This window comes from uncultured Haliea sp. (assembly GCF_963973825.1).
Lineage (GTDB): Bacteria > Pseudomonadota > Gammaproteobacteria > Pseudomonadales > Halieaceae > Haliea.
In genome coordinates this window covers 40,527-64,447 of the sequence record NZ_CAXBAE010000004.1, presented here as the reverse complement: position 1 = coordinate 64,447, position 23,921 = coordinate 40,527, and the positions used below count along the sequence as shown (strand labels likewise).

The following is a 23,921-nucleotide window of genomic DNA, read 5'->3' as shown; positions in this document are numbered from 1 at the left end:
ATGAAACCCGTTATCCTCTGGTCCGATGCGCTGATCTTCCTGCTGGTGATCTCACTGGCCCTGTTTTTCTGGCGCCTGCGACGTGACCCACAGACCCGGGAGCGCTGGGCTGAAGTCTTCAGCTCGCGCCTCGGCATGGTGGCGTTCACCGTAATCGCCGCCTACATCATGGTCGCCCTGCTCGACTCTCTGCATTTCCGGCGCGCGCTGGAGAACCCGGAGAGCCTCGCCACCGAAGAGGTGTTCTACGACAACAAGGTCACCAGCGTCTTCGATGTGCTCACTGGCGGCATGGGGGAACGTTTCGAGCGCACCTATTCCGCGCCTTTTGCACTGCTGTCCTTTGAGAAGGAAAATATCAAGGACGCGGACGGGCGCGACATCCGTGATTTCCCGCCCCTGCGTCATGCGGGACAGCACCTCAGTCACCCCGACGAACGCGCCGCCGACATACTGGGCAAGAGTGTCCGCGCGCTACTCTGGGGCCTGCTGCTCTGCGCGCTGGTGATCACGCCACAGTGGCTGCTGCTGCGTGGCAGTCGCTTCCCCTGGCTGGCGTCGTGGACGACACAGGCGGTCATTCTGTGCAGCGCCGTGTGGATGGTGAGCCTGAGTCGCCACTACCATATTCTCGGCACAGACCAGGGCGGCGCGGACGTGCTGTTCCAGTCACTCAAGGGTATTCGCACCGGTGTGCTGCTGGGCACCCTGGCCACGCTGGTCATGCTGCCGATCGCGGTCACGCTGGGGGTCATGGCCGGTTACTTCAAGGGTTGGGTTGACGATGTCGTGCAGTACCTCTACACCACCCTGAGCTCCATTCCCGGGATTCTGCTCATTGCCGCCTCCGTGCTGCTGTTTCAGGTCTACATTGACCTGAACCCGGATTTCTTTGCCGTGGGCATGGAAAAGGCGGATGCCAAGTTCATCGCCCTGTGCTTTATCCTGGGGGTAACGAGCTGGTCGACGCTGTGCCGGCTGATTCGTGCGGAAACCCTCAAGATCAGCCAGCTCGGCTACGTGCAGGCAGCGCACGCCTTCGGCGTCAGCCACACCCGAATCCTGGGCCGGCACGTGCTACCCAACGTCGTGCATATCATCCTTATCACGTTCGTACTCGACTTCAGTGCACTGGTCCTCGCGGAGGCCGTGCTGTCCTATATCGGCGTCGGCGTCGACCCTTCCATGGGCAGCTGGGGCAACATGATCAACGGGGCGCGGTCTGAGCTGTCGCGGGAGCCCACCATCTGGTGGACGCTCACCGGCGCGTTCTTTTTCATGTTTGTCCTGGTGCTGGCCGCCAACCTGTTTTCCGACCTGGTACGCGATGCCTTCGACCCGCGCACCAGCCTGCGGAGGGCAAGCGCATGAGCAGGGAACACCAAACGCAGCCTACAGCGGGCACCGTCTGCCTGCGGGTCCAGGACCTCACGGTCACCCTGGCCGAGACCGGCGAGGCGATCGTCAAGGGCATCAGCTTTGAGCTGCAGGCCGGCAAGGTGTTTGCGCTGGTCGGCGAATCCGGCAGCGGCAAGTCGGTCACGTCCCTGGCCGCGATGCGCCTGCTGCCGGATGCGCTGCGCATCAGCGGCGGCAGCGTGGAGGTGTCGGGGCAGGACCTGTTTGGCTTGTCCGAAGCGCGTATGCAGGAAGTCCGCGGGCGCCGTGTAGCGATGATCTTCCAGAACGCCATGAGTGCCCTGAACCCGGTGCAGACCGTCGGCAGGCAGGTTGCCGAAACCCTGCGGCTGCACACGCGCCTGCGGGGTGCGGCGCTGCGCGAGCGCGTGGTGTCGCTGTTCCAGGAAGTCGGCATTCCCGACCCCGAGCAGCGTTTCGACTTCTTCCCTCACCAACTGTCCGGTGGCCAGCAGCAGCGCGTCATGATCGCCATGGCCCTGGCCTGTGAGCCCGATGTACTGATCGCCGACGAGCCCACGACCGCTCTGGACGTCACCATCCAGCTGCAGGTGCTGAACCTGATACGCGAGCTCACACGCTCAAGGCAACTCGCAGTTCTGCTGATCACCCACGACATGGGTGTAGTCAAGAACACCGCCGACGACGTCGCGGTCATGTATCGCGGAGAGCTGATTGAACGCGCCAGCGTGGAGGATTTTTTCCACAACCCGAAGCAGGCTTACAGCCGGCGGCTGATCGACGCCCTGCCGGATCTCACGCATTTCCGTGAGGCGGCGACCGATTCGCCGCTGCTGGAGCTTGAGGATGTGAAGGTCTGGTTTCCCATTCGCCGCGGACTGCTGCAGCGGGTGGTCGACCACACCCGCGCCGTGGACGGGGTCTCCCTTGCCATCGGGCGCGGTGAAACCTATGCCCTGGTCGGTGAATCCGGCAGCGGCAAGTCCACGCTGGGGCGTGCGGTGCTCAACCTGGAGCCGATCGCGGGGGGTGAAATCCGCTTCCAGGGCGAGACCATCGGCGGCCTGGGGCGCGGCGCCATGCTGCCTTACCGGAAGCAGATACAGGTGATTTTCCAGAATCCGTTTTCGTCCATGAATCCGCGCATGACCGTAGGCGACATCATTGCCGAGGGCATGATCAGCCTGGGACTGGCGCTCTCACCGGAAGAGCGGAAGGCACGCATTCAGCGGCTACTGGAGCGGGTGCAGCTCGCTGCGGAGCACGCCCATCGCTACCCGCATGAATTTTCCGGCGGCCAGTTGCAACGCATCGCGATCGCCCGCGCCCTTGCGGTGAATCCGGAGTTGATCATCTGCGACGAGCCGACCAGCGCGCTGGACGTGTCAATTCGCGCCGAGGTGCTGGACCTGCTGGCAGAGCTGCAGCGGGAATTCGGTGTCTCTTACCTGTTCATCACACACGACCTCTCCATCGTTCCCGGTCTTGCCCACAAGGTGGGTGTGATGCAGCGAGGCAAACTGGTAGAACAGGGTACCGCAGAGCAGATTCTCACCGCCCCCGAGCACCCCTACACCCGGGCGCTGCTGGCCGCAGTGCCAAGGATCTGAGGGGCTGCCGCGGCGCAGCGCCCTACATCACGCCGTAGGCAATCATGGCGGCCGCCACTTTGTTGAACCCGGCGATATTGGCGCCCTTGAAGTAGTCCACGTGGCCGTCCGCCGCAGTGCCAAACTCAACGCACTGGTCGTGGATGCCGCGGATGATGGTGCGCAGATGCTGGTCGACCTCGGCCCGGCTCCATTGAAGCCGCAGGCTGTTCTGGCTCATCTCCAGGCCGGACACCGCCACTCCCCCGGCGTTAGCCGCCTTGCCCGGAGCGTGCAGCACATTCTTGGCCGCCTGAATCACCCGAATAGCCTCCGTCGTTGCCGGCATGTTGGCGCCCTCGGAGATGCCCCGGCAGCCATTTTCCACCAGCTGCTTGGCATCATCCGCAGTGATTTCATTCTGCGTGGCGCAGGGGAACGCCAGATCACAGGGCACTTTCCAGGGGCGCTCATCCGCGTGAAAGGTCGCACCGGAGAACTCTCTGGCGTACTCCTCGATGCGTCCGCGACGCCGGTTCTTCAGCTCCATGATCCACTGCAGTTTCTCGTGGGTCAGCCCCTCCGGGTCGTGGATGAAGCCACCCGAATCCGACATGGTGACCACCTTGCCACCCATGCCTATCAACTTTTCTGCACAGTAGGTGGCGACGTTACCGGCACCGGACAGCAGGCAGGTTTTACCCTCGATACTTTCCTTATGGTGGGAGAGCATTTCCTCCATCATGTACACGGCGCCGTAACCGGTCGCTTCCGCACGAATCCGGCTGCCGCCAAACTCCAGTGATTTTCCGGTCAGCACGCCCTCGAAGCGGTTCACAATGCGCTTGTACTGGCCGAACATGTAGCCCACCTCACGCCCTCCCACGCCGATGTCTCCGGCGGGCACATCGGTGTTGGGACCGATATGCTTGTAGAGCTCGGTCATGAATGCCTGACAGAAACGCATGATCTCGCGCTCGCTCTTGCCCTTGGGATCGAAGTCGGCGCCTCCCTTGCCGCCGCCCATGGGCAGGCCGGTCAGGCTGTTCTTGAACACCTGCTCGAACGCAAGAAACTTCAGTACCGACTGGTTGACCGAGGGGTGGAAGCGAATGCCGCCCTTGTAGGGGCCGATGGCATTGTTTTGCTGAACGCGAAAGCCGCGGTTGACGCAGATTTCGCCGTGATCGTTCTCCCAGACAACGCGGAAGGTGACAATGCGGTCCGGCTCCGCCATCCGCTCCAGGATTTTCAGCTCCTGATAAACGGGCTTGTCCGCAATATAGGGCACAATGTCCATGGCCACTTCGTGTACGGCCTGCGCGAATTCCGGCTCTCCCGGATTACGGCGCTCGATTTCCTCCATGAAACTCTGTAATGCGTCTGCGTGCTGTGCGTTCACTGTATTGGCTCCTGTGTGCGGTGCACGGGCGGTTATCGCGGCGGGTCGACCCGGGCCGCAGTGGACCCGTTCACCCGAAACCACCCGGCAATGGAATATCGGTCGCGGTTGGCCGGCAGCACTTCGTGGGGAAACTCCTCGCTGAGAAACACCACCACAGTGCCATGCAGCGGCTGTACCAGCAGCGCGGCGTCGTCGTCGGTGCCGGTAAACAGGCGTAGCTCCCCCCCATTGTCGCCCTGCCACCCCGGATTCAAATAGGCGACCACGGACAACACCCGGTTGGCCTCTCCGCGAAACGCGTCCACGTGCTTGCGGTAGAAATCCCCGGGGCGGTAATGCGCAAAATGACTTTCAAAGGAGAACAGGCCGAGTAACAGCTCCCGGTTCAGGAATTCACGCAGAGCCTCTGCCCACGCCAACCACGCCCGCCCGACAGATGACTCGCCGGTGATCCAGCAGATCGCATCGGTGCGCACGAAGCTGTTCAATGTGTGGTCGTTCTCGCGGCCAACACCGGCTGCGGTGAACCGTGCAGCGCTCATTGTGTGCAGGTGGTCCAGCAGGCCGCCGGCCAGCGTCAGCGGCAAGGCGCCCGGGGAGACGCTGTAGCCGCGGTCACGCAGGTCTCCGGCAATCCGCGCGAACAGTTGCGGGTCGACAAGCGGTGCGTCCTCAGCACTGTGGGTGGCCAGGGCGCTCAACGGCCGCGCTGCTCCAGACGCTGCTGAAACTCCGCCATGATCAACATGTACAGTTCCTTGCCCAGATAGGCATCCTCAACGTCGTGCTCAATGCTGGGGTTATCATTCACTTCCATGACGTAGACCTGCTGTCCCTTCTGTTTGATATCTACGCCGTACAGCCCCTTGCCGACCACACGCGATGCCTTCAGCGCCGCGTCCAGCACCACTTTGGGCACCTCGAAGGTGGGCAGGGTTTCGAATCCGCCTGAGGAAAAGCGTTTCGCGCCGTGGTTGTAGATCTGCCAGTGGTCCCGCGCCATGTGGTAACGGCAGGCGTAGATGGCCCGTCCCGCCAGCACTCCCACACGCCAGTCGAAATCGGTGTACATGTACTCCTGTACCAGCACCAGCGCGGTATTACTGAGTAATTCCCGCAGTCGGTGGGCCAGTTCCTCCCGGTTCGCGACCTTGTATATGCCCTTGGAGAAGGCGCCCTCGGGCAACTTCAGAATGCAGGGATAGCTGAACTGGGCTTCGATCTCATCGAGCTCAGCTTCCGACGTGCCAATGACCGTGCGCGTTTTCAGGGAGGGCACCCGGTGATAGCTGAATGCGTCGTGCAGGAACACCTTGTTACAGCAGCGTAGAATCGATGCCGAGTCATCGATCACCACCAGGCCCTCACGCTCGGCCTTGCGCGCCAGGCGATAGGTATGGTGGTCAATTGCCGTCGTCTCGCGGATAAACAGCGCATCGTACTGCGCGATCTGCCCGGCCTGTTGTGCGGTGATGGTTTCCGCGTGCATGCCCAGCTTTGCCGCGGCCTTGATAAAGCGCTTGATCGCCTCTGCATCGCTGGGCGGAATGGCCTCCTCCGGGTTGACCAGAATTGCCAGATCCCAGCGCAGAGGCTTGCGATTCGAAGAGGTACGCCACACCTGCTCGGTAAAGGTCTTCAGGCGCTGCTGGAACAGGCCGCGCTCGACGTCGGTAAGATGTGTGTACCCGTGGCGGCGCACCGTCAGGCGGGGACTGCCGTTCTCCAGCGCCAGACGAAACCGCAGTATCGGTGCCGGGTAGCGCTCAAACAGATTGCGCACGGACTTGCGCCAGCGCTCGTCCTCGGTCCAGCCAAAATAGGCGAGAAACTCCCGCGTCTCGCCTTCCTGCAGGGAGGCCGCGTCAAATGCGGTCAGGTTGACGTCGTCATCCGGCCCCAGTGTCAGGTCGCGCAAATCGTTGATCGCGCTGACGCTGGGTAGCACCTTGTGCTGGCGCGCTTCCGCCAGCAGGGAACAATAATATCCCCGGCTCAGGTAGTACTCGGTGTCGCACAGGTTGATGAGACGGGTCTTGGGTTCGTTGCGCTTGGGGAAGTCGACCAGATAGCGCTCAAAGGAGACCACTTCCAGCTCATCCGAGGCCAGGGCGAAATCGTCTTCATCGACGACAATAATGGTTTTATACATAGCCCATCCCCCTCATGCGAGGCTTGCAAGATCTTCTTTACGAAAGGCGCGCAGCTGCGCCAGGTTGTCCGCGGCGACGTGCTGCACCCAGTCGGGGTTGGCGATCAGCGCCCGGCCTACCGCCACCAAATCGAACTCACCCGCATCCAGCCGCCGCAACAACTCGTCCAGGCTGGCGGGTTCCGCTTCCCGGAACGTGGTTTCACCGGGTTTGGGTATGAAATCCGCGTTGAGGCCGACACTGCCCACGGTAATCGTCGGCTTGCCGGTGAGCTTGCGGGTCCAGCCGGCCAGGTTGAGCGCGGAGCCTGCGAACTCCGGCTCCCAGAAGCGGCGCGTGGAACAGTGAAAGATATCCACGCCTGCCGCGGTCAACGGCGCCAGGAACTCATCGAGCTCGGCGGGGCTATCGACCAGCCGTGCGCTGAAATCCTGCTGTTTCCACTGTGAGAAGCGGAAAATGATCGGGAAGCCGGCCCCGACAGCACGGCGCACCGCCTGAATGACATCTACCGCAAAGCGGGAGCGCTTGGCCAGGCTGCCACCGTAGGCATCCTGGCGCTGATTGGTACCCTCCCAGAAGAACTGGTCGATCAGGTACCCGTGAGCACCGTGCAGTTCCACGGCATCGAAACCGCAGGCCCTGGCGTCCGCGGCAGCCCGTGCGAACGCGGCAACCACATCGTCGATGTCCTGCTGCGTCATCGCATGCCGGTTCACCCTGCCCGGGACATTCATGCCTGAAGGCGTGTAGCCCGGCACATCGCCCTCGGGCATCACCCCGGCACTGCGCATGCCACCCACGTGCCACAGTTGCGGCGCGACTTTCCCACCCTCGGCGTGTACGGCCTCGGCAACCCGCCGCCAGCCCGCCAGGGACGCCTCACCGTGGAAATACGGCACATCCGGGTAGCCGTTGGCCGCGAGATGGCCCACACAGGTACCCTCGGTAATAATCAGGCCGGTACCGCCCTCGGCACGACGACGGTAGTACTCCACCACCGCGTCCCCCGGGACATTTCCCGGGGAAAAATTGCGGGTCATCGGTGCCATCACGACCCGGTTACGCAGCGCGAGCCCACCAAGGTTGACGGGTTGCAGAAGGGGGTTGGTCGCAGGCATACGGGCTCCGGAGGGGATTAAAACCTGCGCGGCAGCGTATACCAGCCGATTGCCCAACACCAGCCGCGAAAAAGCAAATATGGCGGCCCTCGCGGCAACCCGAAGCTCCACGGCAAGCCATGGAAAAGACCTGTCGAGGGGACTGTCAATCTGCGCAGAGCCCGCCTGCGTACACAGAACACAGACCCAGACGGCGGAACAATGCGCGAACTCTACTGGCTACAGAACGACCTGCGCCTGCAGGATAACCCGGGGCTCATGGCCCACACCGCAGCCTCAGAGCTCCTGCTGGTCTACATCTGGCAGGAGCCCCGGCCGTGGTGCAATCTGCGCGGCCTTGGCAAACAGCGCCAGCGCGTCACCCTTGAGCACCTGCAGGACCTTCGGGAACAGCTCGGACTGCTCGGACAGGACTTACTGGTACTCCGCGGCCAGCCGGAGACCCTACTGCCTGAGCTGGTGCGTCAGTGGCGCATTGACCGGGTCGGGACCAGCCGTTGCGCCGGCGTGTATGAGGAACAGCAGCTGGAGCGCCTACGCCAGCGCCTGTCGATTCCGTTGCAGGTGCACAGTGGCAACACCCTGTTTCGGCGCCAGCAGCTGCCCTTTGCCCTGGAAGACCTGCCCCTGCAGTTCACGCCGTTTCGCAGGGCGGTCGAGTCGCTGGCCATTGATCACCCTCTGGAAGCCCCCGGACACCTGCCGCCCCCACCGGCGGGCCTGACCTTCGCACCGCTGCCTGCTGCACCCATTGCGCCGCACACCGCCCTGCCGCTGCGCGGTGGCAGCCGTGCCGGACAGCGCAGATTGCAGCAGTTCACGTTCGGAGAGCAGGCGCTTGCGCACTACAAGGAGACCCGCAACTGCCTGGATCCACTGACCGGTTCCAGTACTCTCTCCCCCTGGCTGGCCGGCGGCGCGCTCTCTCCGCGGGAAGTCGCGCACACCGTGTACCGTTTCGAGGCCGAGCTGGGGGCCAACGCGTCCACGCACTGGCTCGTGTTTGAGCTGCTCTGGCGTGAGTTTTTTCACTGGCGCGCCCTGCAAGACCGACATCGGCTGTTTCGCTTCGAGGGGCTTGGAACCGGGCGCAACAACCGCTTCTGCACCTTCGATCCAAGAGCCTTTGCCCGCTGGTGTCAGGGAGATACCGACTTCCCGCTGGTCAACGCATTGCAGCGCCAGCTGCTGGCGACCGGCTGGATGAGCAACCGCGGTCGGCAGATCAGTGCCAGCTGCCTGATCCACGAGCTGGGGCTGGACTGGCGCTACGGCGCCGCGTTTTTTGAGAAACACCTCATCGACTACGATGTGGGCAGCAACTATGGCAACTGGCAGTACATCGCCGGCGTTGGCTGCGACCCGCGCGGCGGGCGCCGCTTCAATCAGGCCAAGCAGGCGGCGGAACACGACCCGGAGGGGCTGTTTACGACCAAATGGGGCGGACAGCGGCCAAAGCAGCCACTGTACGTGACCGATGCCGCGGACTGGCCGCTGATGCCAGACACCCCGGAGGCCGACCGTGGGCCGGACTGAACGCCCCAGCAAACTGTGCCCGGTGTGTGCGAGGCCGTTCCAGTGGCGGGCGCGCTGGCGTCTCAATTGGGAACAGGTCCGCTACTGCTCCCGACGCTGCGCAAGCCGGCGCAACAGCGTCAGCCGGGTGGACCCACCAGCTGCTGCAGAGCCTGGTCGGCCCAGACGACGATAGCCTCGCGATCGGCGGCGCTGCGCTTGCGCCAGTTTGCGGTGATCAGGCCCATGCGCGGGTTCTCCGACAATGCCTCCAGGTGCCGGTCGATAAAACGCCAGTACAGCGCGTTGTAGGGGCAGGCGCCTTCTCCGGTCATGCGTGACGGTGAGTAGCGACACTCCCTGCAATGGTCGCCCTGGCGCTGGATGTATTTGCCGCTGGCCGCATAGGGCTTGCTGGCCATGACACCCCCGTCGGCATGCAGGGCCATACCCAGGGTATTGGGCAGCTCCACCCATTCAAAGGCATCCACATACACGGCCAGATACCATTCGCACACCGCCTTCACATCCAGGCCCGCCAGCAGGGCGAAGTTGCCAATGACCATCAGGCGCTGGATGTGGTGGGCATAGCCGAGATCAAGGCTCTGGCTCACGGCGCGCTGCAGACAACGCAGGTCGGTTTCAGCATTCCAGAAAAACGCCGGCAACGGCATCCGGGCGTCCAGGCCATTACCTTCGGCGTAGTCCGGCATCAGCAGCCAGTACACGCCTCGCACATATTCGCGCCATCCGAGAATCTGGCGGATGAAGCCCTCTGCAGCAGAGAGGCTGCAGTGGCCGTCGTGCCATGCCTGTTCCACATCGCGACACAGCTCCAGCGGCTCCAGCAGGCCGATATTCAGGTACATGGAAATCTTGCTGTGAAACAGCCAGGGCGACGCCTCTGTCAGCCCATCCTGATACCTACCGAAATCGGGCAACGCGTGCCGCAAAAACCAGTCGAACTCGCTACGGGCCTCTGTGGCCGTGCAGGCGTAGTTGAACTGCTGCAGATCGCCGGGATTGCTGGGAAAAGCCTCTGCCACCTCGGCGAGCACCTCGCGGGTCAGGGCAGACTGTTGAAGCCTGCGGCGTTGCGGGATCTCGCGCTGCTGGCGCCAGCCAACGCGGTTTTCCTGATCGTAGTTCCAGCGACCACCCGCGGGTTGCCCATCCGTTTCCAGCAATACGCCGTAGCGGCGCCGCATGTCACGGTAGAAGTATTCCATCCGCAGCTGCTTGCGGCCCTGCGCCCATGCACGAAACTCGCCATGACTGGCCAGAAACCGGCTGTCTTCCAGCATTTCCAGCTCGATACCCAGCGCCTGCGGCCACCCGGCCATGGCCAAGCGCAGCCGGTACTCACCGGGCTCGCAGACCCGCACAGTTGCGCAGGGGTGGCGCTCCATCACCTGCGCCAGCGCCACCTGCAGGGAGGGCACGCCGTCCGCGAGGCGAATGTAGTGCACCTGAAAACCGCGCGCCCGCAGCTCCTCGGCAAAATGCCGCATCGCAGAGAAAATCAGCGCGATCTTGTGCCGGTTGTGTGGCACGTAACTCGCTTCCTCAGCGACTTCCGCCAGCAACAACAGATCCTCCCCGGGATCAGCGCTGGCGATAGCGGGGTTGGCGAGGGACAGCTGGTCTCCCAGCACGAGAACAAGGCGCGATGCAGGCATGCACACAATACGCACCCGGGTGGCGCACGGACCACGCCCGGATGCGCTCCGGGGCTATTCCTGCAGAATCAATGTCTCCCCAATCTGCTGGGCGGCGATATCCGCTTCGCAGTAGGGGAAGCGCACCCACTGTTTGTTCGCATAGAGCTCGGTCTGGTCGGCAAAGTGCGGCGATTCGGGATTGGTGGACTGCGAGGGAACCAGGATCACATCGGCAATGGGGCACTCCGAATCGTCCCAGGTTACCGCCTGGATATAGGAATTGCCGCTGCCCGGATTGACATAGCCGGTGTCGCGCAAGGCCGCACTGATGGCCCCATACACGCCCATGGTGCCCGAGCCACCGTGGATAGGCACACGCACACCGTTGCGTTCCAGTACCTGCACCTCGCCCCAGGGCGCGTCCAGCGGCACACCGGCCGCTGCCAGCCTCTCGCCCGCCACGGCCAGTGCATTGACCACCCGCGCGCTGTTGGCCGGTACGCCCAGGTCAATGCCGGATGGCGTGTTAAGCGGATCCTCCGGATTGAAATCCACTGCCCAGAACTCGTCACTCTGTACAATGTTCTGGAACCTGTTGCCGAGTTCATCGCTGATCTCTTTCCAGAACTCGGTGAAAATCTGTGCACCCCGGCTGTCCACGTTGACCCGGCGATCCCAGCCGGCAAGGACGTTGCAGGCCTGCAGGACCGGCGCGGCAGCCTCAGTGGCGCAAATGGCCAGCACGTCATCCAGCACGACCTCCGCACCATAAACGCGGTTTGCGTACATCAGGCCCTTGAGGGTCTCCAGGTTGAACAGCGGCTCCGAATCCAGACCATCGGTGGCCTGCTTGCGCTCCTCCACCATGATGTGGCCAATGCGGGTGCGCAGGAACTGTTGCTGCCGCTCATACCCGACTGGCCCCATGATGACCGGGAAGCCCTCCAGGGGATTGTTGGCATCGGACAGCCAGTAACTGTTGTTGCTGTTGCCTACGTAGTCTGTGGTCAGCAGCTGCGGCAGGCTGGAGCCACCGTACAGGTTGCTGCCCGGTGGGGCTTCGGGGTCCGTACCCCACTCGCAGGCCGGATCGGAGCCGTCCAGCGACAGGATGACGTTGGTGGTCGCAGCCGCCAGCAGGGGCCCGACCACACCGTTGATACAGCGATCGAGCTGGGCCTGGGTGACAAAGGGCACCGCTGACAGCTCGCCGTAGAACGCCTGGCCCGCCCGGTCAGCCGCCAGTTCATGGAACACCGGATTACCGATGCTCTGGAGGGCATCAACGTACTCTTCGATTGAGCCCGCCTGCCCCTTGGTGATCCACTGTTCTATACCGCGAATCCCGGTGAGGATATTGGCATCGCGAAACGCTAGTACAGAGCCGTTGAACATCGGCCAGCCGTCCAACAGCGACGCCACCCCCTTCAGGTTAACCACCGGGCCATAGTGCGACACATAGAAGACCTGCTCACGATCCTGCAGGCTGCCATCAGGCTGGCGCACCTGGATGGTCACGGTCTGCGGTACGATGTCTCGCCATTCACCGTCGTAGTCATACTGCAGCGGGTTGTCGGGGTTGAGCTTCAGTTCGTAGAGACTGAAGCGGTTGGCCAGTGACACCGTATGCGTCCATGCCACGTCCCGGTTGAAACCAATACCGATAAAGGGGAAGCCGTGCAGTGCAGCACCGGCGACATCGTACACCCCCGGCAGCGTCAGATGAGCCTGATACCAGGCACCGCTGCCGAACCAGGGTTGGTGCGGATTTCCCAACAACATGCCCTTGCCACTGCGGGTGGCATCGCGACCCAGGGCCAAACCGTTGCTGCCGCGGTCAATATCGCGCAGCGCTACGGCGGCATCCTGCAGCGCGCGCACGGCATCGTCCAGCGCATCAGGGGCGGGTGCGGCACCTTCATCAGGGCCTGTGGTGGCCAGAATCGCGCGCCGGAACAAACCCTGCTCCGAGCTGCCACGCAGCGCCTCTCGGCGCAGGAACAGGAACAGGTCCACACTGTCGATGGGGTATACCCAGTCGGCGTTGCGACAGCCATAATCGCCTTCGGGCAGGTTATCGAGACCGGTTTCTTCCAGGTAGCGATTCATGCCCCGGCTGTAGCCCTCGGCGAGATCACGGGCAAACTGTGGCAGGGCCGAGACAAACTCCTCGGCGAAAGCGTCCTTGTCACCGTTGAGAAAGCGAAACAGGAAGTCCGATTCGACATTGCCCATCTCTTCCCCCATGAGCTCTGCTGAGCGGCCGGCGGCAAAGACAATTTCACGCATCGCTACGCAGTAGTTATCCTGCGCGTAGGCGTAACCGAAGCCGTAGCCCAGGCTGCCCCAATCCTCTGCACGGATGTGCGGTATGCCATACTCAGTGCGGCGGATTTCAGCAGAATAGGTGAGTTCCGGTTCAGGTGGCGGAGGCGGTGGCGCAATCTGGTCGCTGGAGTCGGAACAGGCAGCCAGCACAATGCACAGGGACGCCGCGAGAACAGTACGTGAGGGCATGCAAAACCTCTTATTATGGGTTGAGATTACGCGCTAACGGCGTCGCCGGGTGGCTGTGAGCATAACACTAATGTACGCTAGTTTCGCGCACACCGACGCTCAAATTTCGGGGCGTAACAGGGACAGGAGCGCACCGCATGAACACTTTCAGCACCGATCGCGCGATCTGCGTATCCCGCCTGTTTGACGGCGAGCGCTGGCATGAAGACAGTGCCCTGCTGCTCGCGGGAGAGCGCATCGTCAACCGTGTGCCGATTGCCAGCCTGCCCCCCGAGCTGCCCCGCGAGACCGTACCCGATGGCATGCTGGTGCCCGGCTTTGTCGACCTTCAGGTCAACGGCGGTGGCGGCGTGCAGTTCAACAACGCGCCCACCGTGGACAGCCTGCTGCAGATAGCCACGAGCCATCGCCGCTACGGCACCACCGCCGTGCTGCCCACCCTGCTCAGTGACGCGCCCGACGTTCTGCGCGCAGGCGCCGACGCGGTGCGCACCGTTCAGGCGGGCGACAACCCCGCTGCAGCGAGCGTACTCGGGCTGCACATCGAGGGGCCCTTTTTCGCCGCAACGCGGCGCGGTACGCATCGCGGCGATCGCCTGCGGCGCTGCATGCAGGCGGATATCGACTGGCTGTGCAGCCTGTCAGACCTGCGCTGCCTGCTCACCGTCGCACCCGAAATCATGGCCCCGGGGCAAATCCGCACATTGTGCGAGGCCGGTGTAACCGTGTTCGCCGGCCACAGCGATGCCGGTTACGAGGTGGTGCAGGCAGCACGGCGCGAAGGACTCAGCGGTTTCACCCACCTGTTCAATGCCATGAGTCCACTGCTGGCACGGGAACCCGGCGTCACCGGAGCGGCGCTGGAAAGCCTCACGGACTGGCTGGGCATCATTGCCGATGGTCATCACGTGCACCCGGCCAGCATCCGCCTCGCACAGCGCTGCGCCGGGCCCGGTCGCCTGTTCCTGGTCAGCGATGCCATGGCGACCGTGGGTAGCGAACAGCGCTGGTTCACGCTGTATGGGGAGCGCATCGAGGAGCATGAAGGCAGACTGGTCAACGCGGAAGGCGCCCTTGCCGGCAGCGCCATCGGCCTTGTGGACGCGGTACGCTACTGTCACCAGGTTGTCGGGCTGACACTGGATGAGTGCCTGCGCATGGCGTCATGCTACCCGGCGCAACTGCTGGGCGATGCCTCGCGGGGTCACCTCACCGCGGGCGCCCGGGCGGACATCGCCCTTCTGGACGATACGCTTGCGGTGAGCGCCACCTGGCTCGGTGGCGTGCGCCAGGATCACGCCCCCAGCCCCTAGGCTGTGCCAGTGTGCCGAGCCATCAGCGCGCCCACATCGACACGTGCACCCAGCCGATGTGCCAGCATGAACAAACCGCCCAGCTTGCGGTGGAAGTAAATGGCGTCCGTCGGCGGCGCCTGCCAGAAATCTCGAAACCCGGTGACAGACTGGCCCAGTTCCATCAGCCGTGCCGGCATGTCCGACGCGCCAAAATCATAGGCACCGGGGTGCCGCAGCGGCTCCAACGCCAGCAAGAGCATGTCCAGCACCAGCTCGCGGTACTGCGAACCGGGGTCACCCATGGCGTAGCCGACGCGCTGTGCCGCACGCGCCAGCCCTTCCCGGTCCTCCGCCATGGCCGCCGCTGCCAGCTTGCCGTAATCCCGCACGAAACCGGCGCGAAAGCGCCGCGTAGCGCCGAAGTCGAGCAGCACGATCGCGCCGTCGCTGTCGCGGTACCGGTAATTGGCAAAATTCGGGTCCGTCTGCACCAGACGCAGGGAAAAAAGTTCCGTCAGCAGCAGCTCGAGCAGCGCCGTCATCACCCGGTCGCGTTCCGCTGCGGGCTGTAGCGCCAGGGTCTCGATGGGCTCGCCCGCTACATAGGTCATGGCCAGAACCGTGCGCCGCGTCAGGTCGGGCAGCACTTCAGGCAGCACAAACCTGGTGTCCTCAGCCAGCGCGTCGCGAAACCGCTGCAGGAATTTCGCCTCGCGGAGGTAATCCGCCTCTTCCCGCAACTGCACACGCACGTCGGCCAACAGCGGCTCAACGTCCAGATGCCGCGGCAGCAGGCCCGACACCCGCAGCAGGCTGGCGATGTTGTCGACATCACTCTCGATACTGTCCGCCACACCGGGATACTGGATCTTCAGCACTGCCGGGCGGCCATCTGGCGCCCGGATACGGTGTACCTGACCGATGGAGGCAGCCGCCAGCGGTTGCCACTGGAAATCGTACAGAGCAGGATCCCAGCGCTTGCCGTAGGCACCGTGCAAGGCCGCCTCCAGCTGTGAGCGTGGCATGGCATCGGCGTCCGCGCGCAGGCGTGCAAGAATCTCGGCGAGCTCCCGGGGCAGAAAGTCCCCGGTATCCATGGACAGGATCTGCCCCAGCTTCATGGCGGCGCCGCGCATGCGCGACAGCTCGCGGGTCACGCGACGCGCGTTGCCCGGGGTCAGCAGCATGTCGCGCATTTTGGGCCGCTTGCCGGCGCGCAGCTGCCGCTCACCCTCCGCCAGCATGCCACCGGCCACACCGCCGGCAAGCCGCGCCATGCCCGCCAGACGCCGCAGGCGACCTGCCGGAACCGGGCGTTCCTTGTCGCGCTCCGCCATCAGCCTGCAGCCCGCCAGCGCGCAATGTGCCCGGCGGCCAGGTCGTGCCCGTTGAACTGCGCATCGAGCACCGCGATGAACGTGAATACGCCTGTGAGCTTGCGGGCAATGAGGGCGAAATCACGGGAGGGCGTGGCAAAATCCAGCGAGGCGGCAGAACTGGCGGCGCGTTTTCCCGCGCGGCGCAGCAACTGGGAGCGGCCCCAGCAATAATCACCGTCCGCGTTGAGGTACTCCGCGGGCAGCTGTGCAGGGGGCCGCAGGGGCTCGAGCAAGGCAAAACAGAAATCGGTGAACGTATCGCGGGCATAGGCGCTGCTGCCCGCATTCAGGCACCCCAGGCCCACCAGGCTTGCGAGCAGCGCAGTGCGGTCCTGCTCCAGGCCCGCGGCAATGGCCCCCCCGAGGTGTTGCAGAAACGCGGCCTCGCATTCGAGTGTCGAGCCAAAATCCAGCAACACCAGCTGGTCGCTGCGCGGCCCGCTGCGGATCAGGTAGTTGCCGAAGTTCGGATCCGTCTGCAGCAGGCCCCAGGCGTAGAGTTCGCGAAAAAACAGATCCAGCATGGCGCGCCCCAGCGCATTGCGTCGGCGCTGCGACAGTTCACCGATCGCAGTATCCGTGACCAGGTGCCCTTCGATATATTCCAGCGCCAGTACGTCTGCTGCGCAGTAGCGCGGGTGGCGACGCGGCACATGGTAGCGGCAGGCGTTCGCAGCCGCAGGCGCACCCTGCACGTGCTGGGCCATCGCATCGCCGAGGCGCGCCTCGCGATCGTAGTCGATTTCATGGTGCAGGTGCAGCCGCATTGCCTCCAGCCAATCGTCCAGTTGACGCCCGGCAGGCAGCCAGCGCGCCAGCACCAGCATGCGCACGACCGTATCGAAATCGCTGTCGATCACATCGCGCAGGCCCGGATACTGCACCTTGAGGCAAATACGCTCGCCCGTCGCCCGTACCGTGGCCCGGTGCACCTGCGCCAGCGAGGCGGCGGCGAGGGCTTCCTGTTCCACATCGAGCTCGTCAAGGCGGGCACCGAGGCTCGTGTGCAGTGCGGGGCCAATCTCGGACCAGGGTAGCGGCTGGGTGGCGGCATTGAGTTCCTGCAGGGCTTCGGTCAGGGCACGCGGCAGAAAGTGCTCGCCGAGCAGTGCGAACATCTGCCCGATTTTCACGTAAGTGCCCTTCAGGCGACCCAACTCGGCGACGAAGCGACGGGCCTCGCGGCGCAGGAACTCCGAGTCTCCCGCATCCGGCTGCTGCTCCCCACCGGCACGCAGCCGGGTAAGCGCGCCATCCAGGGCGAACGCACCGCCGGCGCGCAAGCCGGCCAGCGACATGGACAGACCGCGACCCAGGCCGCCGCTGCGCAGAGATGACATTGGCTTGCGTTTACCCATGGGCCTGATACGCAACGATGTCGCCCCCGGACTGACGTGAGGCCGGGCAGAAGCCAGACAGGCCGGATTCAGCGATCAAGCAGCAGCCGCGCGAGCCTTTTCCGGTGATGCTGGGCATCGCCGAAGGCCTGTTGCACCCACTGCGCGCGGCGCACATAGAGCTGCGCGTCGCACTCCCAGGTAAAGCCCATGCCGCCGTGGAACTGCACCGCTCGATCGCCGGCATATTTGAGTGTTTCTGTTGCCTGCGCCTTCGCCATGCGACAGGCGATTTCCGCCTCCTCATCCAGCGGTCCATCACCGACCAGGGTGGCCGCGTGGTAGACGAACGATCGGGTGGCATCCAATGCCATGAGAATCTCGACACAGGGGTGCTTGAGCGCCTGATAGGAGCCTATCAGCTTGCCGAACTGTGTACGGGTCTTGAGGTACTCCACCGTTGTGTCCAGACAGCTGGCGGCGCTGCCGCCGGCTTCTGCAGCCAACAACAACCCCCCCAGAAGACGCACGTCCCGCAGCGCGCGGGCAACGTCGGGGCCGCGCAGCACCGCATCCCCTGCAACCTGTACGCCACTGAAGTCGATGGTCTGGGCGCGACGCGTGGCATCGATCAATACGTGGTTGCGCCGCGCTTCCGGCGCAACGGCCGCTGCCGGCACCACCGCCAACACGGGCTCTCCCTGCTCCTGTGCCACGACCACCAACCACGCCGCGGCGGCGGCTTCCATCACCTGCTGCTTGACCCCACGCAGCACGCCATCGCTGCCCAGTTCACAGCGGATCTGCTCAGTGCCCCAGTCGGCGTTATCCAGCAAGGCGATGGTGGCAGGCGCTCCGGCGGCAATCGCCGCCAGCACAGCGCTGCAGTCACGTCCCGCGCTGGCGCGCAACAAGAGCTGGCCCGCCAGCAGCGTAGCCAGCAGGGGGCCGCCCAGCAGGGACCGCCCCAGCGCCTCGCACACGGGAACCGCCACCGACACGCCCAGCCCTGAACCGCCTACAGCTTCTGGCAGAGCCATCCCCGGCCAGCCCATGTCGACCATCTCGCCCCAGACCGCAGGATCGTAGCCGAGGTCTGATTCCAGCAAGTCCCGCACGCGTTCCAGCGGTGACCTGTCGGCACAGAAACCCCGGGCCACATCCAGGATCATCGCCTGGTCATCAGTGAAATCCAGCGCTGTATTCCCAATCACCGACACCGTTCTCTCCTTACTTGGGCAAACCCAGGATGTGCTCTGCAATGATATTGGCCTGCACCTGGCTGGTGCCGCCGCCGATGGTGGCGGAAAAACTGTTCAGATAGGCCCGCTGCCAGAAGCCGCCCTGGCGCGCCGCCGCGTCGCCCACATACAGGCCACCGTCCGCGCCCTGCAGGTTGATGGCCATCTGGCGCATGCGCCGGGTGCTCTCGGTGAAACGCAGCTTGTTCGAGAGTGGCAGCGAGAAGGGGTAGTCCGTGGTCAGGGCCGGTATAGCGGCACGCCGGTCACACAGTACCACCGCTTTTTCCTCCATGATCATTTGTACAAGCTGGTCGCGCACCGCAGGGTCCTGCAGTGCGGGTTCGCCGTCGCGCTCGACGTCCGCCAGTTCGGCAATCATGTCGTCGATCGCGATGCGCACAAAGGCCAGGCCACCCGCCGCACCGGCTTCCGCGCCGCGCTCGTATTGCAGCGTGCGCATGGCGATTTTCCAGCCCTGCCCCTCCTCCCCCATCAGACAGCTGGCGGGGATGCGCGCATCGGTGAAAAAGGTTTCGGTAAACCCGTATTCCCCGGTGAGCTTGCGTATCGGCCGCGGGTCGATTCCCGGCACCTGCATCGGCGCCAGGAAGAACGACAGGCCATCGTACTTGCGCTCCGCCTGCGGATTGGTACGCGCGAGCAGGATCATGTATTTCGCGAAGTTGCCCATGGTGGTCCAGATTTTGGTGCCATTGAGCACGTATTCATCACCTTCGCGCCGGGCCCGCAATTGCGCACTGCCGAGGTCGGAACCGTGGTCCGGCTCGGAAAACCCCTGGCACCAGATGTCCTCGCCCGAGAGAATGCCTTTCAGGTAGCGCGCTTTCTCGGCTTCCGTACCGATGTCGTTGATCAGCGGCCCGGCCCAGCCCAGGCCGATCACGTTGAAGCAGATGGGAACGCCATGGCGACGCATCTCCTGATCGGCGATGGACTGGTAGACGGGATCCACGCCCTGCCCGCCGTATTGCCGCGGCCAGGCCATGCCCAGATACCCCGCCGACCACACCTTGTGCTGCCACTCACGGAGGAAGTCCAGCTGCTGCTCGCTGCCGACCTCCATAAAGGATTGCGGCAGCAGGAACCCGGGATCCGCCGGGCGGTTGGCCTGCATCCACGCCCCCACCTGTTGCCGAAACTCTGCCTTTTCCCGATCACTCACCTGACTCACAGCGTACTCCTCGTCAACAGTAGGCACTCAAACCACATCGGGCAGCACCAGGGGCTCAGCCTGGGCATTCGCACGCTGGAAGCCCGGGCGCGCCATCAGCCGCTGCAGATAGTCTGCCGTGGCGGGTTTGTAATACTTGTCCAGGTGCAGCATCTGGCCCAGATACAGTGCATAGCCGATGGCGATATCCGCCACGGTAAAGCGCTCCGCCACCAGGTACGCCTGGCGTTCGAGGCACTCATCCAGGCGCCGCAGGCGGGCCCGAAACCACTTCGCGTAGTCATCCGCTACCGCGCGCTTGGCCGGATCCGGTTCGAAAAAGTAGTAGCGCAGGGCAATGGTCTGGGGAAACGTGAGCGTGGCATCGCTGTGGTGCAGCCAGTTCAGGTAGGCGCCGTAGTCGGGGTGTTCCGGGCGCAGGCCCAGGCCCCGATCTTCGTAGCGGTCTACCAGATACTGGCAAATCCCCACCGACTCCGTCATCACGGTATCACCATCGACAAAATAGGGCACCGTGCCCAGGCTGTTCACTTTGAGGTAATCCGGCTGCATCACCCGCGGAGGGAACGGCAGCACCTCCAGCTCATAGTCCAGGCCCAGCTCTTCCAGCGTCCACAGGGGACGCAATGAGCGGGCGCCACCGCAGTGCCATAACTTCATATCAGACTCCGTACTGGCGCGCCGCCAGGTCACGCATGATCTCTTCCGAGCCGCCGCCTATCGCGTTGACCCGAACCTCGCGGTAAATCCGCTCGACGCGACTGCCGCGCATGTAGCCAATGCCACCGAGTATCTGCATCGCCTCGCGGGCACAGAACTCCACCGTCTCACTGGCCTGCACCTTGAGCAGGGCAATATCGCCCGGGTTCGCGGTGCCCGCTTCAATCGTCTCAAAGCACAAGCGTATGTACGCCTGGGTGGCGTTGATCTTCTGCTTCATCTGCGCGATCTTGTGGCGAATGACCTGGTGATCCGCCAGGCGCTTGCCGAAGGTACGGCGTTCGCGGGCCCAGGCCACTGCCTCTTCCAGGCAAACACGCGCCATCGCTTCCATGCCGGCGGCCATCGCCATGCGTTCGCCGTTGAAATTGGTCATGATCACCCAGAAACCCTGGTTTTCCGGCCCGATCAGCTGGTCTGCGGGCACCCGCACATTGTCAAAATACAGGGTTGCCGTGTCCGATGCCCACCAGCCCTGCTTGCGGCTCAGCGGGGTGCGACTGAAGCCCTCTGCGTTTGTGGGAATCAGCAGCATGGAGACGCCCTTGCCGCCCTCGCCGCCCGTGCGCACCGCGGTGGACACCCAGTCGGCGCGCATGCCCCCGGTAATATAGGTTTTGGAGCCGTTGACCACGTAGACGTCGCCGTCGCGCACCGCGGTTGTGGTGAGGCTGGCCACATCGGAGCCGCCTCCGGGCTCAGTAATCCCCAGGGCGATATGCTTCTCGCCGGCCAACACCGGCGGAGCCACCCGCTGTTTCATGTCTTCGGAGCCCCAGTGGATCACCGGCGGCAGGCCGATACCGTGCACCATGAGACTGGCGGGGATACCGCCGGCCCCGATACGCGCCAGTTCCTCCTGGGTGATCCACGCGTGCCAGCTGTCGATGCCCTCACTGGTGCCCCCATAGGCTTCCGGATAGCCCAGCCCCAGTAACCCCACAGCCGCGGCCTTGGGCCAGAGCGCTGCCGGAATCTCGCCCGCCTCGTCCCAATCATCGGCAAACGGCATGATTTCGGTGTCGATAAAACGGCGCAGCTGCGTACGCCAGGCTTCGTGCTCCTCGGTGCACCAGGGGTTGGGTAATCGTGCACTGTCAAAATCCAGGGACATCGGTCCTCTCCGGGCGGTGATTTCAGGCGAGCCGGTATAGTACGGTAAGCCTCGCCGGGATGCATGCCCTGCAGGCGGCACCGCCCCCGGGCAGGCACCATCGCCGTTCCGCTAGGAGACCAGTGCGAGGACCTCCTGGAGCTCCGGATGCGCAGCGCCGATCTCGCGCAGTTCACGACGCGCACGCTGCGCCAGGGTCGCAGGGGCGCGGTCACCCAGGGCCAACACCTCTGCCCGCAGCAGCCAGTCCTCAGGCCGGGCATCGAGTGCCCTGACCACCGGGGCCTGATCAGCACCCAGCGCCAGCGTCGCCACCGCGTGGTAGGCCGCCTCCAGTTCGGCATCGGGCGTTGCGCACGGGGAACGCGCACTGCTGACGGGCTGGTAGAGCGGGTACTTGGCGCGGTCCGCGCTGCCACCAAACACCGAGCAGATTGCTCCGCCCACCGCCATGTCGTAGCGCCCCCATGCCGGCTCGAACAGCACTTCACCCTGCAGGTCGGTCACCGTGCAGTCGCTGAAGCTGAGCAGCAGATTGCGGTGTTCCTGCCGCAGCACATCCTGCAGGTATCCGCGCACGGTGATGCCCGACAGAAACTCCAGGCAAACCGGCTCCCCAATGCGTATGTTGTGCGCCTTCAGCTCATCCACCGAGTACTCGGACAGACAACGGGTAAAGTCCTTCAGCTTGCCAATCGGCGAGCCAAAGCCTTCGGCGTGCGTTGTCGTGCCGTGTCCATAGATCTCCGCGCCCCGGAAAGCGATCTGGGTCGGCCCCACACACTGCATATACACCGCCTTGCCAACCGCATCACAGAACACCGACGTGAAGCAGCCACTCACCTGAACACCCGTGTCATATTCCGCCGTACACACGGTGCCGGCGGCAATCGCCTGACGCAGCGCCGCTGCGCCGCCTACGCGATACGCCATGGTCGCGGCGAACTCTTCCAGCACCTGGCTCAGATGCCGACAGCTGCGGGTGACGTACAGCCGTGGCTGCTCCCGGGTGATGTCATAGGGTTGCGACACCGCGTCCACCGTAAGCGGCAGTTTGCGCACCCGCAGGTCGTCCAGGCAATGGCGGCTCTCGCCCAGGGAGGACAGCAGTCCGGCCCCGAACAGGCGGTAATCCGCGACATCACCGACCAGGCCATACTCCACCGTCCACCAGTGCAGGCGTGCCAGCAGGGCTGCCTCGGAGGGCGCTTCTTCGACCGCCTGCAGCGCGTTCAGCGTTTGCTCCGCGGCGGCGATGCGTTGCGGCTCCACGCCCGGTGTTTCCTTGAGTATCGAGAGCTCACGAATCGCTTCGTACTGTGCGTGATCGCGCCGGGAGGCGATGGCCCGCATGCCGATTTCGCCAAAACGCTGCAGGAATTCAGCGTAGTCGACATCCACGATAAAGGGTGCGTGCCCGGCCGCCTCATGCACGATATCCGGCGCCGGGGTATAGACAACGTGTTCAACACTGCGCATATCCAGTGCGATCACCAGTACCCGCAGCGCCTGGAACTCCATGAAGATGGCCGGCGGAATAAAGCCGTCGACCACAACGGCGCGCCAGCCCAACTGCGCGAGGCAGGCGTTCATCTCGTCGATTGAGGGAATATGATCCAGTGCGATGCCGGTGCGGGCGAGACCCTCCAGATACACCGGATGCGCAGTGTCGCGCAGCTGCCGCACCAGGTGCCGCATGATAAATCGCCAGAGCGCCTGGTCCTGCGCCGTGTACTGCTGCTGGTAATTCTGGACCTCCACAAAGGGCCGCAGGTGTGTCGGCAGGCTGGCGACCACCTCCTCCTGTGTCATGCAGCACTCTCCGGGCGTTCTGTGCCGTCCGGGGTCGGAGCCATCGCCTGCAATTGCAGATCCAGTCGGTCGAGCAGGTTGAACAGTGTGTCCCGCTCCCTGGCTTGCAGGGGAGCCAGCAACGCCTCTTCCCAGGCCAGCGCCTCCGGTTCGATACGACGAAACATCGCCAGGCCAGACTCACTGAGGCGCAGCAGTGATGCCCGGCTGTCGCGGTCACAACTGCGACGCCGTAGCAGACTGCGCTCGGCGAGGCCGGCGACCGCCCGCGAGACCTGCACCTTGTCCAGCGTCGTGAGTTCCGTGACCTGCCGTGCCTGCAACTCACCGTATTCGGCGAGTGTGACCAGCACTCGCCACTGGGGAATGCTCAGGCCAAAGCGGTCACTGTAGATACGCGACAGGGAAACACTGATTTTGCGCGCCAGGCTGTTGCAGCGGTAAGGCAGGAATCGCGCGAGGGAAAGAGAATTCGGCATAGGGCACC

19 protein-coding genes are annotated in these 23,921 nt (G+C 64.1%); 5 read left to right on the top strand and 14 right to left on the bottom strand.

Annotated features, from left to right (window positions below; genetic code table 11):
- On the top strand, positions 1-1,371 hold the full coding sequence (locus AACZ17_RS06720) for an ABC transporter permease (RefSeq protein WP_290742780.1): 1,371 nt from the start codon (positions 1-3) through the stop codon (positions 1,369-1,371).
- Positions 1,368-2,990, top strand: coding sequence for a dipeptide ABC transporter ATP-binding protein (locus tag AACZ17_RS06715; RefSeq protein ID WP_290742777.1), 1,623 nt, complete (start codon positions 1,368-1,370; stop codon positions 2,988-2,990). Before AACZ17_RS06720 ends, AACZ17_RS06715 begins: the two co-directional genes overlap by 4 nt.
- Before the next feature lie 22 nt (positions 2,991-3,012).
- On the opposite strand, the gene gdhA is transcribed toward AACZ17_RS06715, so the two are convergent.
- From gdhA to AACZ17_RS06695, 4 genes are read right to left on the bottom strand one after another with little or no spacing between them, the layout of a single operon-like run.
- Complete coding sequence (gdhA, locus tag AACZ17_RS06710; RefSeq protein ID WP_290742775.1) at positions 3,013-4,371, bottom strand: NADP-specific glutamate dehydrogenase; 1,359 nt, start codon at positions 4,369-4,371, stop codon at positions 3,013-3,015.
- A gap of 32 nt (positions 4,372-4,403) precedes the next feature.
- Positions 4,404-5,075, bottom strand: coding sequence for a 2OG-Fe(II) oxygenase (locus AACZ17_RS06705; protein WP_290742773.1), 672 nt, complete (start codon positions 5,073-5,075; stop codon positions 4,404-4,406).
- Entirely contained in the window at positions 5,072-6,526 is a 1,455-nt protein-coding gene (locus tag AACZ17_RS06700) for a RimK family protein (protein ID WP_290742771.1), read from the bottom strand. Before AACZ17_RS06700 ends, AACZ17_RS06705 begins: the two co-directional genes overlap by 4 nt.
- Positions 6,527-6,538: 12 nt before the next feature.
- The gene (locus tag AACZ17_RS06695) at positions 6,539-7,648 is read right to left on the bottom strand and encodes an NADH:flavin oxidoreductase (protein ID WP_290742768.1); all 1,110 of its coding nucleotides are present in this window, start codon (positions 7,646-7,648) and stop codon (positions 6,539-6,541) included.
- Positions 7,649-7,849: 201 nt separating this feature from the next.
- Between AACZ17_RS06695 and AACZ17_RS06690 the strand changes: the two genes are divergently transcribed.
- Both AACZ17_RS06690 and AACZ17_RS06685 read left to right on the top strand, forming a co-directional pair.
- Entirely contained in the window at positions 7,850-9,184 is a 1,335-nt protein-coding gene (locus tag AACZ17_RS06690) for a DASH family cryptochrome (protein ID WP_290742765.1), read from the top strand.
- Entirely contained in the window at positions 9,171-9,359 is a 189-nt protein-coding gene (locus AACZ17_RS06685; protein WP_339637987.1) for a DUF2256 domain-containing protein, read from the top strand. Before AACZ17_RS06690 ends, AACZ17_RS06685 begins: the two co-directional genes overlap by 14 nt.
- Here AACZ17_RS06685 and AACZ17_RS06680 read toward each other — a convergent pair.
- On the bottom strand, positions 9,304-10,842 hold the full coding sequence (locus AACZ17_RS06680; RefSeq protein ID WP_290742762.1) for a cryptochrome/photolyase family protein: 1,539 nt from the start codon (positions 10,840-10,842) through the stop codon (positions 9,304-9,306). The two genes, AACZ17_RS06685 and AACZ17_RS06680, sit on opposite strands and share 56 nt — an antisense overlap.
- Positions 10,843-10,896: 54 nt before the next feature.
- Entirely contained in the window at positions 10,897-13,341 is a 2,445-nt protein-coding gene (locus AACZ17_RS06675; protein WP_290742759.1) for a penicillin acylase family protein, read from the bottom strand.
- Between the two features lie 137 nt (positions 13,342-13,478).
- Here AACZ17_RS06675 and nagA point away from each other — a divergent pair, with 137 nt between their 5' ends.
- Positions 13,479-14,654 carry an N-acetylglucosamine-6-phosphate deacetylase gene (nagA, locus tag AACZ17_RS06670; RefSeq protein WP_290742756.1) on the top strand — a complete coding sequence of 392 codons (1,176 nt, stop codon included), beginning with the start codon at positions 13,479-13,481 and terminating at the stop codon, positions 14,652-14,654.
- Here the strand turns inward: nagA and AACZ17_RS06665 are convergent.
- The 8 genes from AACZ17_RS06665 to AACZ17_RS06630 all read right to left on the bottom strand — a co-directional run bounded on the left by AACZ17_RS06665 (position 14,651) and on the right by AACZ17_RS06630 (position 23,913).
- Positions 14,651-15,973 (bottom strand): AarF/ABC1/UbiB kinase family protein, encoded by a 1,323-nt coding sequence (locus AACZ17_RS06665; protein ID WP_290742753.1) that lies wholly within the window; start codon positions 15,971-15,973, stop codon positions 14,651-14,653. The genes nagA and AACZ17_RS06665 overlap by 4 nt on opposite strands.
- Positions 15,973-17,355: an AarF/ABC1/UbiB kinase family protein gene (locus AACZ17_RS06660; RefSeq protein WP_290742750.1), complete on the bottom strand. Its 1,383-nt coding sequence runs from the start codon at positions 17,353-17,355 to the stop codon at positions 15,973-15,975. The genes AACZ17_RS06665 and AACZ17_RS06660 overlap by 1 nt, the downstream gene beginning before the upstream one ends.
- 86 nt (positions 17,356-17,441) lie before the next feature.
- A complete protein-coding gene (locus tag AACZ17_RS06655) occupies positions 17,442-18,566 on the bottom strand; it encodes an acyl-CoA dehydrogenase family protein (RefSeq protein WP_290742747.1) in 1,125 nt (374 codons plus the stop codon).
- Positions 18,567-18,582: 16 nt separating this feature from the next.
- Positions 18,583-19,731: an acyl-CoA dehydrogenase family protein gene (locus tag AACZ17_RS06650; RefSeq protein WP_339638035.1), complete on the bottom strand. Its 1,149-nt coding sequence runs from the start codon at positions 19,729-19,731 to the stop codon at positions 18,583-18,585.
- 84 nt (positions 19,732-19,815) lie between these two features.
- On the bottom strand, positions 19,816-20,448 hold the full coding sequence (locus AACZ17_RS06645) for a glutathione S-transferase family protein (RefSeq protein WP_290742739.1): 633 nt from the start codon (positions 20,446-20,448) through the stop codon (positions 19,816-19,818).
- A 1-nt stretch (position 20,449) separates the two neighbouring features.
- Positions 20,450-21,622 carry an acyl-CoA dehydrogenase family protein gene (locus AACZ17_RS06640; protein WP_290742736.1) on the bottom strand — a complete coding sequence of 391 codons (1,173 nt, stop codon included), beginning with the start codon at positions 21,620-21,622 and terminating at the stop codon, positions 20,450-20,452.
- Between the two features lie 111 nt (positions 21,623-21,733).
- Positions 21,734-23,434 (bottom strand): aromatic amino acid hydroxylase, encoded by a 1,701-nt coding sequence (locus AACZ17_RS06635; protein WP_290742733.1) that lies wholly within the window; start codon positions 23,432-23,434, stop codon positions 21,734-21,736.
- A complete protein-coding gene (locus tag AACZ17_RS06630; protein WP_290742730.1) occupies positions 23,431-23,913 on the bottom strand; it encodes a MarR family winged helix-turn-helix transcriptional regulator in 483 nt (160 codons plus the stop codon). Before AACZ17_RS06630 ends, AACZ17_RS06635 begins: the two co-directional genes overlap by 4 nt.
- Positions 23,914-23,921: the final 8 nt, after the last annotated feature.

Bases quoted from the DNA above. Each gene is read 5' to 3' on its own strand.
- AACZ17_RS06720 (WP_290742780.1), top strand. From the start codon at position 1: ATGAAACCCGTTATCCTCTGGTCCGATGCGCTGATCTTCCTGCTGGTG.
- AACZ17_RS06715 (WP_290742777.1), top strand. From the start codon at position 1,368: ATGAGCAGGGAACACCAAACGCAGCCTACAGCGGGCACCGTCTGCCTG.
- AACZ17_RS06700 (WP_290742771.1), bottom strand. From the start codon at position 6,526: ATGTATAAAACCATTATTGTCGTCGATGAAGACGATTTCGCCCTGGCC.
- AACZ17_RS06695 (WP_290742768.1), bottom strand. From the start codon at position 7,648: ATGCCTGCGACCAACCCCCTTCTGCAACCCGTCAACCTTGGTGGGCTC.
- AACZ17_RS06690 (WP_290742765.1), top strand. From the start codon at position 7,850: ATGCGCGAACTCTACTGGCTACAGAACGACCTGCGCCTGCAGGATAAC.
- AACZ17_RS06680 (WP_290742762.1), bottom strand. From the start codon at position 10,842: ATGCCTGCATCGCGCCTTGTTCTCGTGCTGGGAGACCAGCTGTCCCTC.
- AACZ17_RS06675 (WP_290742759.1), bottom strand. From the start codon at position 13,341: ATGCCCTCACGTACTGTTCTCGCGGCGTCCCTGTGCATTGTGCTGGCT.
- nagA (WP_290742756.1), top strand. From the start codon at position 13,479: ATGAACACTTTCAGCACCGATCGCGCGATCTGCGTATCCCGCCTGTTT.
- AACZ17_RS06665 (WP_290742753.1), bottom strand. From the start codon at position 15,973: ATGGCGGAGCGCGACAAGGAACGCCCGGTTCCGGCAGGTCGCCTGCGG.
- AACZ17_RS06660 (WP_290742750.1), bottom strand. From the start codon at position 17,355: ATGTCATCTCTGCGCAGCGGCGGCCTGGGTCGCGGTCTGTCCATGTCG.
- AACZ17_RS06650 (WP_339638035.1), bottom strand. From the start codon at position 19,731: ATGCAGGCCAACCGCCCGGCGGATCCCGGGTTCCTGCTGCCGCAATCC.
- AACZ17_RS06645 (WP_290742739.1), bottom strand. From the start codon at position 20,448: ATGAAGTTATGGCACTGCGGTGGCGCCCGCTCATTGCGTCCCCTGTGG.
- AACZ17_RS06640 (WP_290742736.1), bottom strand. From the start codon at position 21,622: ATGTCCCTGGATTTTGACAGTGCACGATTACCCAACCCCTGGTGCACC.
- AACZ17_RS06635 (WP_290742733.1), bottom strand. From the start codon at position 23,434: ATGACACAGGAGGAGGTGGTCGCCAGCCTGCCGACACACCTGCGGCCC.
- AACZ17_RS06630 (WP_290742730.1), bottom strand. From the start codon at position 23,913: ATGCCGAATTCTCTTTCCCTCGCGCGATTCCTGCCTTACCGCTGCAAC.